The organism is Kitasatospora sp. NPDC059160, assembly GCF_042755465.1.
Taxonomy (GTDB): domain Bacteria; phylum Actinomycetota; class Actinomycetes; order Streptomycetales; family Streptomycetaceae; genus Kitasatospora.
In genome coordinates this window covers 47,174-60,400 of the sequence record NZ_JBHZCN010000006.1, presented here as the reverse complement: position 1 = coordinate 60,400, position 13,227 = coordinate 47,174, and the positions used below count along the sequence as shown (strand labels likewise).

The following is a 13,227-nucleotide window of genomic DNA, read 5'->3' as shown; positions in this document are numbered from 1 at the left end:
ATCCGAATGACCACCGAGCGACCGACGACCGAGCAACCGACCACCGAGCGACCGATCACCGAACGACTGGTCACCGAACGACTGGTCACCACCGACCGGCTCACCGTGCACCACGCCGAGGTCGAGGGCCGCACCGGGGAACCCGTGGTCCTGGTGCACGGGAACGTCTCCTCCGGCGCCTTCTGGCACCCGACCATGACCGCGCTCCCCGACCGCTACCGCCCGCTGGCACCCGACCTGCGCGGCTTCGGCCGCACCGAGCCGCTGCCGGTGGACGCCACCCGGGGCCTGCGCGACCACAGCGAGGACCTGCTGTCCTACCTCCGGGCGCTGGCCCTCGGCCCGGTCCACCTGGTCGGCTGGAGCATGGGCGGCGGCGTGGCGCTGCAACTGCTGCGCGACCGCCCGGAGCTGGTCCGTACGCTCACCCTGGTCAATCCGGTCTCCCCCTACGGGTTCGGCGGTACCCACGGGGTGGACGGGCGGCTCAACTCCCCCGACGGGGCCGGATCGGGCGCCGGCGGCGCGGCACCCGAGTTCGTCCGGCTGCTGGGCGAGGGCGAAACGGGCTCCGGGTCGCCGTTCGCGCCGCTCTCCGTGCTGAACACCGCCTACGTCAGCGAGCCGCTGCCGGACCCGGACCGCTACCTGGCGGCGATGCTGACCACCCGGACCGGCGAGGACCACTACCCGGGCGACAGCCGCCCGAGCGGGGCCTGGCCGGGCTTCCGGCCCGGCGACCGCGGGGTGCTCAACTCGATGGCGCCGACCCACTTCCGGATCGACGACCTGGAGTCGGTCGAACCGAAGCCGCCGGTCCTGTGGATCCGCGGCACGGCCGACGTGATCGTCTCCGACACCTCGCTCTTCGACCTGGCCCACCTGGGGGCGATCGGCGCCGTCCCGGGCTGGCCCGGCGCCGACACCTGCCCGGCGCAGCCGATGGTGGCGCAGACCCGCGCCGTCCTGGACCGCTACGCCGCCGCGGGCGGGCGGGTGCGCGAGGTCGCCGTCGAAGGGGCCGGGCACAGCGTGCAGTTGGAACGGCCGGAGGAGTTCCTGACCGCGCTGGTGGAGGTGCTGGGCGGGGCCTGACGGCGGCTCCGGGAGGCGCCGTCAGGCCCCTGCCCCGCGGCCACGCCGCCGCCTATCAGGGGCGGCGGCGATCCGCAGCCCCGAAAGCTCTGAAAGGGGAGGCCCGAGAGCCCGAATTCTCCTGACGTTCGACCGAACGGGAAATGCGACGCCTCCGCGCCCCTTGCCCTCGCGGATGCGAGGGGCTTCCTCCGGGGCGTGATCGGCGCGGCTAGCGTGGCCGGTGGCGGCCCGAAAGCCGCGGTTTCCACGACCGACCCGAGTGAGGCGTACGTCCATGAGCCTGAGCATCCGCAACCAGATCCCCGGCACCGTCACCTCCGTCACGGCCGGCGAGGCCATGTCCGCGGTGAAGGTCCGCCTGGTCGGCGGTCAGGAAATCACCGCGGCGATCACCACCGACGCCGTGAAGGACCTCGGCATCGCCGAGGGCACGGCCGTCAAGGCGCTCGTGAAGTCCACCGAGATCTCCCTCGCGACCACCCGGGTCGAGGGCATCTCGATCCGCAACCAGATCGCGGGCACCGTCACCGATGTCGCCACCGGCGGGGCCATGGGCTCGGTCAAGGTCGACGTCGAGGGCGGCGAGCTGACCGCCGCCATCACCAAGGACGCCGTGGAGGCCCTCGCCCTCGCCGCCGGCTCCCCCGTCGTCGCTCTGATCAAGTCGACCGAGATCTCGCTCTCGGTCTGATCAGGTCCGGTCCGTTCCGATTCGGTCCGGTCCGCTCCGATCCAGTCGGGTTCGCCGCGTTCGGGTCCGCACGGCCGGCGCGGCGGGATCAGTAGACGTCACGGACATAGCGCTTGTCGCTCGCGAGTTGACGGACGTACGCGGCGGCCGTCTCCTCGTCCGTGCCGCCGTGGGCCGCGACGATCTCCCGCAGGGCTCGGTCGACGTCCTTGGCCATGCGGCCGGCGTCGCCGCAGACGTAGAAGTGGGCGCCGTCCTGGAGCCACCGCCACAGGCGCGCGCCGTGCTCGCGCATGCGGTCCTGGACGTAGACCTTGTTGCGCTGGTCGCGCGAGAACGCGACGTCGAGGCGGTCCAGGTGACCGGATGCCCGGTACGCCTCCAACTCCTCCCGGTAGTAGAAGTCGGTGGCTTCGCGCTGCTCGCCGAAGAACAGCCAGTTCGGTCCGGTGTGGCCGCGGGCGCGCCGGTCCTCCAGGAACCCGATGAACGGCGCGACGCCGGTCCCCGGGCCCACCATGATCATCGGGGTGGTGGGGGCCGTCGGCGGCCGGAAGTGGCGGGAAGGCTGGACGAAGACCTGGACCGGACCGTCGTCGGCGCAGTCCGCGAGGTAGGTGGAGCAGACACCCGCGCGATCGCGGCCGAGGTCGTTGGTGTAGCGGACGACGGACACCGTGAGGTGGACTTCGCCCGGGTGCACCAGCGGGCTGGAGGATATCGAGTACAGCCGGGGCTGGAGCCGCTTGAGCACGCCCGCCCACTCCGCGGCGGAGGCCCGGACGGGGAACTCGCCGATGACGTCGGCGGCCTGCCGGCTCCAGCTCCACTTGGCCAGTTCGCCCGTGTTGCCGGGCCGCAGCAGCCGTCTGAGCCGGCGGTCCCCCGTCCGCTCGGCGACGAACCCGAGCAGGTCCGGGGTGAGGCGGGTGATGTCGAGCCGGGTCCGCAGGGCCTCGCCCAGGGGGATCCCTCCGTCGCCGCGCAGCTGGACGGTCTCCTCGGGATCGAGACCGGTGAGGGCCAGCCACTCGGAGACGAGCGCGGCCCCGTTCGAGGGCCAGACACCGAGGGCGTCACCGGCCTCGTAGGCGAGTTCACCGCCGCGGGTGTCGAAGGCGAACTGCCGTACCTCCTTGCGCGATCCGGACCGGCTCAGCACCCGATTGCCGATCAGGAGGGTCGCGAAGGGGGCGGACTTCGAGTACGTGACGGGTCCGGCCGGGCCGGAGGAGGGGGGCGCGGCGGTCGGCACCACCTCGGCCGGGACTCCCCCACCGGGCCCCACCACGGCGCCCGCCCTGGCGAGAGCGGCGGTGACCTCGTCGAGCCAGTGCGAGGCGGGCCCGTCGTCGTCGGGTTCGCAGTCGGTACGCGGGTGCAGGCGGGTGGCCCCGAGTTCGGCGAGGCGCTCGTCCAGTCGGCGGCCGTGGCCGCAGAAGTCGGCGTAGCTGGAGTCGCCGAACGCCAGCACGGAGTAGCGCACGCCCTCCAGGCGCGGAGCGCCCGGAGCGACGAGGTCCTGCCAGAAGCGGGCACCGTTGTCCGGGGCCTCGCCGTCGCCGAACGTGCTGGTGATGATCAGCAGGTCCGTGTCGGAGGTGAGTTGCCGTGGGGTGGCGTCGGCCATGGCGTGCAGGGCCGGGGTGCGGCCGGCCTCGGCCAGGGCGGCGGTGGCGGTGGCGGCGTACTCCTCGGCGGTGCCGGTCTGCGAGGCCCACAGGACGAGGAGGCTCCGGGCCGGATCGGCGGTCGTGCCGGGGACGGGCACGGACGCCTCGGGCACCGACGTCTCGGGCACCGGCGCGGCAGGCCCGGGGACGGGCGCGACCGGGGCAGCGGTCCGCGAGAACATCCCGGCCGTCAGACCGTTGACCCACTGTGCCGTCGCCGGGCCGAGGGGGGCGTCCCCGGGAAGCACCGGAACCCCGCCGGGCGGGGCGAGTTCGATTCCGGACAGGTAGCCGGACAGGTAGCGGCGCTCCGGTTCGGTGAGGGCGGGCGGGGTGAGGTCGCCGATTCCGAGCAGCGCGGCGAGGGCCGGCACGGCAGCGGCCGGGCTGCCGGCCACCGCCGGAGCCGGAGCCGGAGCCGGGGCCGGAGCGGCAACAGGAGCAGCAGCAGGAGCAGGAACGGCAACAGGAGCGGCAACCACCCGCATCGACACCGCGCAGGCCTTCAACTCCGGCTGGAAGGACACCGGGTCGACGGCGTCGTTGGTGACGGCGTTGACGGCGAGGTACTCGCCGAAGAGGTCGTTCCAGTGGAACGGGGCGAAGCAGCTGCCCGGCCGGACGCGGTCGGTGATGACGGCGGGCAGCACCGCCCGGCCGCGGCGGGAGGCGATCTCGATGCGGTCCCCGTCCCGGGCGTCCAGCGCGGCGGCGTCCTCGGGGTGGATCTCGACGAACGGGCCCGGATCGAGCCTGTTCAGCCTGGCGACCTTGCCGGTCTTGGTGAGGGTGTGCCACTGGTGTGGCAACCGGCCGGTGTTGAGGACGAACGGGTAGTCGTCGTCGGGGAGTTCGGCGGCCGGCAGGTGCGGTCGGGGGAAGAACTGCGCGCGGCCGTTCGCGGTCGGGAAGTTCAGTCTCGGCCGGGTGCCGTCCTCCCGCTCCAGGAGGGCCTGGCTGATCCCGTCGTTGAGGTAGCGGATCGGGTTGCGGTCGGGCCCGCCCGGTGCGGCGGGCCACTGCACCGGCGTCCGGCGCAGCCGCTCGTAGGTGACGCCCCGCACGTCCCATCCGGTGTGCGGGTTCCAGGCCTGTTTGATCTCCTCGAAGACCTCTTCGGAGTTCGCGTAGGTGAAGGCGTCGGCGAAGCCCATCGCGCAGGCGACGCGGGCGATCAGCTGCCAGTCCGCGGTGGCCTGGCCGGGCGGGGTGACGACGCCGGGCACGAGGGTCAGGCCGCGTTCGGAGTTGATCATCACGCCGTCGGACTCCGCCCACAGCGTGCCGGGCAGGATCACGTCCGCGTACGCGTTGGTCTCGGTCTCGGCGAAGACGTCCTGGGTGATGACGAGTTCGGCGGCCTCCAGGCCGGCGATGACGGTCCTGCGGTTGGCCACCGAGGCGACCGGGTTGGTGCAGATGATCCAGCAGGCCTTGATCTCCCCGGCGGCCATCCGCTCGAACATCTCCACCGTGCCGCGCCCGGTCTCGGCGCGCAGCGTGCCCGCCGCGATGCCCCAGAGGTCCTCGACGAAGGCGCGGTCGGCGTCGACGAGGACGGAGCGCTGGCCGGGCAGGCCGGGTCCCATGTACCCCATCTCGCGGCCGCCCATGGCATTGGGCTGTCCGGTCAGGGAGAGCGGGCCGGCTCCCGGCCGGCAGATCGCGCCGGTGGCCAGGTGCAGGTTGACCAGGGCGTTGGTGTTCCAGGTGCCGTGGGTGGACTGGTTGAGGCCCATGGTCCAGCAGCTCATCCAGTCGCCGGCCTCGCCGATCCACCGGGCGGCGGTGCGGATGTCCTCCTCCGGGATGCCGGTGATCCCGGCGACGGTGGCCGGCGGGTAGTCGGCCAGGAAACCCGGCATGCCGTCCCAGCCGTCGGTGTGCTCGGCGATGAACTCCTCGTCGGTGTGCCCGTTCTCGACCAGCAGGTGCAACAGGCCGTTCAGCAGGGCGAGGTCGGTGCCGGGCCTGATCTGCAGGAACAGGTCGGCCCGGTCGGCGGTGGCGTTGCGGCGCGGGTCGACGACGATGAGCTTCGCACCGGCGGACCTGATCCGGTCCGCCATCCGCAGGAAGAGGATCGGGTGGCAGTCCGCCATGTTGGCGCCGATGACGAGGAACGCGTTCGCGCTGTCGAAGTCGGCGTACGAGCCGGGCGGGGCGTCCGCGCCGAGCGAGAGCTTGTAGCCGCTGCCCGCACTGGCCATGCACAGGCGGGAGTTGGACTCGATCCCGGTGGTCCGGACGAACCCCTTGGCCAGCTTGTTCGCCAGGTACTGGGCCTCCAGGCTCATCTGCCCGGAGACGTAGAAGGACAGCGCGTCGGGGCCGTGCTCGTCCAGGACCGCCCGCAGCCCGTCGGCCACCGCCGCCACCGCCGCTTCCACGTCGACGGGCTCCCGCGGCCGGCCGCGGGCGGTGCGCATCAGGGCCGTCTCCAGTCGCCCGGGCGCGGCGAGCAGGTCGGCGTGCGTCGCTCCCTTGGTGCACAGTCGACCGCCGTTGGCGGGGTGCGCCTTGTCGCCGGACACCTTCGCGACGGTCCGGCGGCCGCCCGCGTCCTGCTCCAGGTCCAGCACGATCCCGCAGCCGACCCCGCAGTACGAGCAGACCGTCCGCACCCGGCTCCTGTCCGTCCCCGCCATCGTTGCCCCCCTCACCCGTACGAGTGCCGTGGCACCGCCGGTCGCATCCGCCGGCAACCAGCAGCCGGATACCGTACTCCGGCCGGAAGTCACCGTAGGAACCGGGTGTTGCAACCGGCGACGGTGATCGCTTCGGTCGCGTTACGGGCCCCGCACCGCCCCTGGTCCGGGCTGTGAGGAGGGCCCGGGAGCGGGCGGGGTCCGCAGCCGCCCGGTGAAGGCCCGGACGGCCCGACCCGGCCCCGCGCCGATCACCACCTCGGGACCACCGGAACCACCGGGACCGTCCTCCGGGACGTCGTCCCGCTGCCCTCCACCCTGGCGGCGGCCGCCCGGGCGCTCGCCGGATACCTGGCCGGCTGGCGGCTGACACCCGCCGCACGCCACCCGGACCTCCCGGTGGGCCCGTCCGGCGTGATGAACCTCCCCGCGCGCAGGCTGTCCCAGGGTGACGTGACGGTCCACACCGCCTCCGGCAGCGAGGCCGTCGTGACGGAGGTCTTCCGGATCGGCAGCAGCCACGTCCGGCAGACCGTCCGCACCGTCACCGGCCCCACCCGCGGCGACGCCGTCGAACTGCCGGACGCCTTCTGGCAGTTCCCCCGGACCCACCGCCTCAGCGGCAGCCACCGTGTCCCGGTCCTCGCGTACCGACGCCACGATCCGGACGACCTGCCGCCGGTCCCCTACCCCGCCGTACCCGCCGCCTTCGCGCCCGGCGACCGCGTCCTCCACGACGGCGTCCGCTGGGAACGGACCCGGAAGGCCTGGTACCGGAACGAGCGCGCCGCCCGGGCCCTGCGCGACGGGGACCGTGAGATCCGGCGCCTCTTCACCGACCACCGCCACCTGCGCCGGGGGATCCCGGAGTACCTCCCCGCCCCCTCCCGGCCCGACGCACGCGGCTGACCGCCCGCGCCGCGCCCTGTCCGAAGGAGTGACAGTCGCCCCATGACCACCGACCGCAGCACGACCCGCCGCCCGGCTGGCACCCCGCCCGCACTCGCCGGGCGCAGGCCCCCGGTCGCCCGGGAGACCCCCGGCCGGCGCCCGATCCGCGTCGCCCTGGTCGACGACCGGGCGGACTTCCGAACGGGCCTGCGCCAGGCGCTCGGCGAGCGCGGCGACCTCGTGGTCGTGTTCGAGGGGAAGCCGGACGTCGACCTCATCGCGTGCGTGCACCACTTCCGACCCGACGTCGTCCTGATCGGGGTGGAGTCGCCCGGTTCGGCCCTCGACCACACCGCCCGGCTGGTGCAGGGCTCGCTCAAGCCACCGCCGGTCATCGTGCTGACGCCCGCCTCCGACGGCCGACCGGCCCGTGGGGTGCTGACCGCCGGCATCCGCGGCTGGCTGCTCAAGTCGACACCTCCCGGCCAACTGCGCAACGCGATCCGGCTCGTCGCCTCCGGTGGCGCGGCCGTCTCCCCGTCGACCCTGCGGGACGTGGCCGGCGGCGCCGGTGACCGCCAGCCGCCGCTCTACTGGTCCCGGATCCCGCTCCTCGGCGCACTGACCGCCCGGGAGAAGGACGTGCTGCGCCTGCTCGGGCGGGGGCTGACCGACGCCGAGATCTCCGACCGCCTCCGGATCACCGGCTCCTCGGTGCGGACGTACATGTCCCGGCTGCTCACGAAGCTGCAACTCGACCACCGCACCCAGGCGGCGATCTTCTCGTACGAGCTGTCGCACCTCGGCGACGCGGCCTGGCAGCCGGCCTGACCTCCTCAGACGCCGTCCGGGCGTTCCCTCTCCTCCGGGGCGTCCGGACCCTCCGGGTGGCCGAGGTCGAGGGTGGCGAGGTCGAGGGTGGCGAGGGCTCCGCCGTCCGGGGGGTTGGTGAAGGTCAGGCGGGCGCCGAGGACGGCGGCCTGGCCGACGGCGATGGTGAGGCCGAGGCCGTGGCCCTGGCCGCGTTCGGCGGCGCCGGTGCGGAAGCGCTGCGGCCCGTGGGCGAGGAGGTCGGCCGGGAAGCCGGGGCCGTGGTCGCGCACCGTGACGCGGCTGCCCGTGACGGCGACCTCGACCGGGGCGGCGCCGTGCCGGTGGGCGTTGGCCACCAGGTTGGTGACGATGCGCTCCACCCGGCGCGGGTCGGTCCGGACGACGGCGGGGGCCGCCGGCCGGAACCGGGTGTCGCCGCCCGCCTGCCCGATCGCGTGGGCGACGAGGTCGCCGAGGGGGACCTCGTCGAGCTTGGCCCGCTCGGCCCCGGCGTCGAGCCGGGAGACCTCCAGCAGGTCCTCGACCAGGCCGCGCAGGGTGCGGACCTGGGTCCGGACCAGGTCCGCCGCCTCGTCGTCCTCGGGCAGCAGTCCGGCCGCCGTGACCAGGCCCATCAGCGGGGTGCGCAGTTCGTGGGCGACGTCGGCGGTGAAGCGCTTCTCCGCGGCCAGCCGCCCTTGCAGGGTCCCGGCCATCTCGTCCACGGCCGCCGACATCTCGGTGATCTCGTCACGGGCGCGGCCCCGGCGGCCGATCCGGGCGTCGAGCTCGCCGTCGGCGATCCGGCGGGCCGTCCGGGAGCCGTGGCGCAGCCGCCGGTTCATCTGCTCGGCCGCGAGCGCGGTGACGGGCACGATCACGGCCAGGGCGACGAGGGCGGCCTTGACCATGTTCCGGTCCAGCAGCTGGAGGTTGCGCACCTCGGCGCTCATGTCGGTGCGGACGGTGAGGACCTGGTTGTCGCCGACGGGTACGGCCGCCCACATCCAGTACCAGTTGGGCGCTTTGACGTCGTACCAGAGCGCGTACTCCCCCGGTGTCCGCAGGTTCGCGACGGCGTGCGCCAGCGGCCCGGGCAGGTCGGCCGGGGGCTGGAGGTCGGCGGGGTCGGGGCGGCGGCCGGTGCGGGTGAACTCCTTCTCGGCGGCGCTCAGTTGGGCGATCGCGCGGTCGCGTCCGGTCCGGTCGCCGCGCTCCGCGGTCGCCCGGTGGACGAGCAGGCCGATCGTCGCGGCGACCGTGCAGCAGGCGAGTGCGACCAGGGCGGCGATCTTCCAGCGCAGGGAGCGCGGGTTGAGGCGCCACAGGTCTCGGCGGCGGCGCGGGTCGGGGGTTCGCGGCTCACGGCGGCGCGGGTCGCGGGTTCGCGGCTCACGGCGGCGCGGGTCGCGGGTTCGCCCGGTCATCCGGTCAGCTCCGGACGAGCTTGTAGCCGAAGCCCCGGACGGTCTCGATGCGGTCGGCGCCGATCTTCTTGCGCAGCCGCACCACGCAGAGGTCGACGACCCGGGTGTCGCCCTCCCAGCCGTAGTCCCAGACGTCGCGCAGCAGTCGGCGGCGGTCCAGGACCGTACCGGGGTTCTCGGCGAAGGCCAGCAGCAGGCGCAGTTCGGTGGGCGTGAGGGGGACGGCCCGACCGTCCAGCCGGACGTCCAGGCCGCGCAGGTCGATGGTCAGGTCGCCGAGGACGAGGAGGTCCGGCCCGGGCCGGGTGTCCTGCGGGCGCTCCGGCGCGGGCTCCTGGACGCGCTCCCCGGCCGGCTCCCGGTGGAAGGTGGCGCGGCGCAGCAGGGAACGGATGCGGGCGACCAGGACGGGGATGTCCACGGGCTTGACCACGTAGTCGTCGGCGCCGGCCTCCAGTCCGGCCACGACGTCGAGGGCGTCGCCGCGGGCGGACATCATCAGGATCGGGGTGAGGCCCTCCTCGCGGATCCGCCGGCACAGGCCGATGCCGTCGAGGCCGGGCAGCATCACGTCCAGGATCAGCACGTCGTGCGCCCCGGCCCGGAAGGCCTCCAGGCCGTCGAGCCCGTCCCCGGTGACCTCGACCCGGTACCCGTAGCGCTCCAGGGCCAGCTGGACCGAGCGGCGGATGACCGCGTCGTCTTCGACGACCAGCACGCTGACCGGGTCGGGTACGCGGGTTCCGGACAAGAGTTCTCCCGTGTCGTGGCCTGGGGATTCGCGCTCGTTCGAGCTCACTGGTGACCGATCGTAGCCGCACGGGGCGGGGCACCGAGGATGCCCGGGGCGCCACCGGGGCGGCGGCCGGACGGCTTGCCGGGGGTCGGGCGGCGGCCGGTCACAGCCGCAGGGTCGCGGCGACCGGCCGGTGGTCGCTGCCGGTGTCGGGCAGGGTCCACGCCGAGCGCGGGGTGATGCCCTTCACCAGGATCTGGTCGATCCGGACCACCGGGAACGACGCCGGCCAGGTGAAGCCGAAGCCGTCACCCGCCTCCTGCTGCGCCGACCGCAGCGGCCCGGTGAGCGCGTCCAGCGCGGAGTCGTCGACCGAGCCGTTGAAGTCGCCCAGGACGACGACCCGCGGGAGCCGTTCGGCCCGTACGGCCTCGGCCAGCTTGGCGGCCGCCTCGTTGCGGCGGGCCGTGGTGAAGCCGGCGGCCGGGTGCACCCGGACCGAGGCGAGGTGCGCCGCGTAGACGGCCACCGGGCCCTTCGGGGTCCGGACGGTGGCGCGCAGGGCCCTGGTCCAGGGCATGATCTCCACCGGCTCCACCGCCTCCAGCGGGTACCTGCTCCACAGCCCGACGCCGCCCCGCACCTCGGAGTAGGGGTAGGCGGCGGCCAGTTCGTGCCGGTAGGTCTCCTGCGCCCGGCTCGCCAGCTCCTCCACCGCCAGCACGTCGGCGCCCGAGGCGGCCAGCGCGCGGGCCGTCCGGCGCGGGTCGGGGTTCTCCTCGTTGACGTTGTGGCTGACCACGGTGAAGTCCCCGCCGCCGGCGCGCTTGTCGACGAGGGCGGGAGCGAAGAGCACGGTCCAGACGAGGGCGGGGACGAGGACGGCGGCCGCCGCCAGGACGGACCGCCGGACCGCCGCCAGGAGCAGCAGCAGCGCGACGGCCACGCCCGACCAGGGCAGCACCGTCTGCCAGAGGCTGCCGAGATGGCCGACGCCGTTGGGCAGTTGGGCGTTCAGGGCCATCAGGGCGGCGCAGAACAGGGCCGCCACCACGATCAGCCGCCCGCGCGGCCGCCCCTGCCGCGCCGGACGACGGCCCGGACGACGGGCCGGACCGCGGTGGCCGGGCCCGGAGGCCGCCACCACCACCGGAGCCGCCCCGCTGCCCGCGCTCACGCCCACTCCCGCTGACCGCCGTCGAGCGCCGCCAGGGCACCCGGCAGCTTCTGCCGCAGGGCGTCGACGAGCCGACCGCTGTTCTCCAGCGCCGCCCGCAGGCCCTCGGTGGGCGTGGTGCCCGCGCGCTGCCCGAGCACCACGCCGTAGACGAGCCGGCGACCCGGGCCGCCCTTGCCGTCCGGGACCTCCAGGGCCCACATCAGGTTGCCGCCCGCCGGTGTGCTCGACCCGGTCTTCAAGCCGACCACCCCGGGACGGTCGAGCAGCGTGTTGGTGTTCCGCAGCGGTTCGGCCCGCCCCGGGAGCGTGGTGCTGCGCAGCGCCACGGTGGCCCGCAGCGCCGGCTCCTTCATCGCCTCGCGGGCCAGCTTGAGCTGGTCGGCGGCGGTGGACACGGTCGTGGCCTCGAAGCCGCTGGCCCCGGTGTAGGTCGTGCCGGTCATCCCCAGCCGGGCCGCCTCCGCGTTCATCCGTTTCACGAACGCCTCCTGGCTGCCCGCGTCCCAACGGGCCAGCAGCCGGGCCACGTTGTTGGCGGACGGGAGCAGCATCACCTCCAGCAGCTTGCGCTGGGTGAGCCGCTGCCCCTCGGTGACGGGAGCCGTGGACTCGCTCGCCGAGACCGACTCGGCCGCGGCCTGCGCGTCGACCGTGATCGTCGGCCCGTCCTCGCCGTCCTTGAGCGGGTGGTCCCGCAGGACGACGTACGCCGTCATCACCTTGGTGACGCTCGCGATCGGCACCGGCTGCTGCTGCGGTCCCTTGACCCCGAGGACGCCGGCCTTCGCCACGGCGACGGCCGCCTGCCCGTCCGTCGGCCACGGGAGGTCGAGGTCGGCGACGGCCTCGGGCGCCGGGAGCACCAGCGCCCCGTCCGCCCGGGCGTCCCCGCCCGCACCGGGGCCCGCGCCCGGGCCGCCGTCCGGCAGGGCGGCCAGCGCACCCCCGCCGGCACCGGCGACCAGCACCCCGGCCAGCGCCCACAGCACCCCACGGCGGGGCACCCGGCCCCGGCCGGACCCGGGACGAGGGTCTCGGCCTTCATGATTGGTGAGGACTTTCGTAACGACGGACACGACGGCTGCCTCCCGGAGCAGAGGGACACGGGCCCGGTGCCGCCGACGGCCACCGGGTGTGCCCACAGCCTCCGCGACCAGCGCTTCCGCCCGGTCGGAGCGGGGCTTCCACCGGCGCGCAGTCGTGTATCAGCCGTGTACCGGCCGCCGCCGACGCACCTCGGCCCCTACCGGCCCTACCGGTGCCGTCGGGGCGCACCTCCGTGCGGGAGCACACCCGTGCGGAGGCGTACGAGTCCCCGGTGCGGGGAACGGCCGGAACGGCCGGAGCAGCTTCGCAGCCACCTCGTGGAAGGCGGAGGTCCAGGGGGTCGGCGGCGGGTCAACGGGCCTCCCAGCGGCCTCGGCAGGTGCTCCACTCGGCGAGCCACCCGGCGAAGCCGGGCGGGCCGGCGGGGGTCTCGTCCGGGTCGGGGCGGGGGAAGGCGCCGCCGTCGGCGAGGAGCCAGACGGTGCCGCGCCTCGGGCCGGCGGTCACCAGGACCCAGAAGGAGCCGGGGCTCTCGGTACCGAGGACGACGGAACCGTGCCGGTGGAGCACGGTCATCCGGGCGAGGTCCTCGTCCGGGTCGTAGTCGTACTCCCACTGCCATTCCTCGGTGAGCGGGAACGGTGCCGCCGGATCGCGCGGGGCCGAACCGTCGAACGGCACCGGGCAGAGCCAGTTGACCGAGTTCCAGGTGCGCCAGCCGTCCGGGAGCCGGCCCAGCGGCAGCAGGCCGTACTCCGTCGACGGCCGGTCGGCCCCGGCGTGCTCGGTGGCCCCGGCGGTGAGTCCGTTGGCGATGTCGGCGACGAACGTGCGGTACGGCTCGGGCAGCACGATGCCGTGCCGGGCCTCCCCGGCTGCCAACCCGGCTCTGCCCAGCGGCGGTTCGGCGCGGGCCCCGGCCAGGGCGGACCGCAGGGCGTCGAGTTCCCGGCCGCTCGGCGCGGGCTGGTCCACTGTCATGGAGCCAGGGATACCAGCCGGGTCCGACAATCGCCGGGCCCC

Annotated in this window: 10 protein-coding genes; 4 read left to right on the top strand and 6 right to left on the bottom strand. The window is 74.6% G+C overall.

Annotated features, from left to right (window positions below; translation table 11 throughout):
- The first annotated feature begins 6 nt into the window (after window positions 1-6).
- Both ACFXOZ_RS03975 and ACFXOZ_RS03970 read left to right on the top strand, forming a co-directional pair.
- A complete protein-coding gene (locus tag ACFXOZ_RS03975; protein WP_380587194.1) occupies window positions 7-1,095 on the top strand; it encodes an alpha/beta fold hydrolase in 1,089 nt (362 codons plus the stop codon).
- 277 nt (window positions 1,096-1,372) lie between these two features.
- Complete coding sequence (locus ACFXOZ_RS03970; RefSeq protein WP_380587191.1) at window positions 1,373-1,789, top strand: molybdopterin-binding protein; 417 nt, start codon at window positions 1,373-1,375, stop codon at window positions 1,787-1,789.
- Window positions 1,790-1,877: 88 nt separating this feature from the next.
- Here ACFXOZ_RS03970 and ACFXOZ_RS03965 read toward each other — a convergent pair whose 3' ends face one another.
- Complete coding sequence (locus ACFXOZ_RS03965; RefSeq protein WP_380587188.1) at window positions 1,878-6,110, bottom strand: molybdopterin-dependent oxidoreductase; 4,233 nt, start codon at window positions 6,108-6,110, stop codon at window positions 1,878-1,880.
- A gap of 453 nt (window positions 6,111-6,563) precedes the next feature.
- On the opposite strand from ACFXOZ_RS03965, the gene ACFXOZ_RS03960 reads away from it, so the two are divergent.
- Complete coding sequence (locus ACFXOZ_RS03960) at window positions 6,564-7,019, top strand: hypothetical protein (RefSeq protein WP_380587185.1); 456 nt, start codon at window positions 6,564-6,566, stop codon at window positions 7,017-7,019.
- A 42-nt stretch (window positions 7,020-7,061) separates the two neighbouring features.
- Window positions 7,062-7,832, top strand: a complete 771-nt coding sequence (locus tag ACFXOZ_RS03955) for a LuxR C-terminal-related transcriptional regulator (protein ID WP_380587182.1) — start codon at window positions 7,062-7,064, stop codon at window positions 7,830-7,832.
- Window positions 7,833-7,837: 5 nt separating this feature from the next.
- On the opposite strand, the gene ACFXOZ_RS03950 is transcribed toward ACFXOZ_RS03955, so the two are convergent.
- The 5 genes from ACFXOZ_RS03950 to ACFXOZ_RS03930 all read right to left on the bottom strand — a co-directional run bounded on the left by ACFXOZ_RS03950 (window position 7,838) and on the right by ACFXOZ_RS03930 (window position 13,185).
- Window positions 7,838-9,241 (bottom strand): sensor histidine kinase, encoded by a 1,404-nt coding sequence (locus tag ACFXOZ_RS03950; RefSeq protein WP_380587179.1) that lies wholly within the window; start codon window positions 9,239-9,241, stop codon window positions 7,838-7,840.
- A gap of 4 nt (window positions 9,242-9,245) precedes the next feature.
- A complete protein-coding gene (cseB, locus tag ACFXOZ_RS03945; protein WP_380587176.1) occupies window positions 9,246-9,992 on the bottom strand; it encodes a two-component system response regulator CseB in 747 nt (248 codons plus the stop codon).
- Between the two features lie 148 nt (window positions 9,993-10,140).
- Complete coding sequence (locus tag ACFXOZ_RS03940; protein ID WP_380587295.1) at window positions 10,141-11,037, bottom strand: endonuclease/exonuclease/phosphatase family protein; 897 nt, start codon at window positions 11,035-11,037, stop codon at window positions 10,141-10,143.
- Between the two features lie 113 nt (window positions 11,038-11,150).
- On the bottom strand, window positions 11,151-12,161 hold the full coding sequence (locus ACFXOZ_RS03935) for a D-alanyl-D-alanine carboxypeptidase family protein (protein ID WP_380524730.1): 1,011 nt from the start codon (window positions 12,159-12,161) through the stop codon (window positions 11,151-11,153).
- 394 nt (window positions 12,162-12,555) lie between these two features.
- Window positions 12,556-13,185, bottom strand: coding sequence for an SMI1/KNR4 family protein (locus ACFXOZ_RS03930; RefSeq protein ID WP_380587173.1), 630 nt, complete (start codon window positions 13,183-13,185; stop codon window positions 12,556-12,558).
- Between the last annotated feature and the right edge of the window lie 42 nt (window positions 13,186-13,227).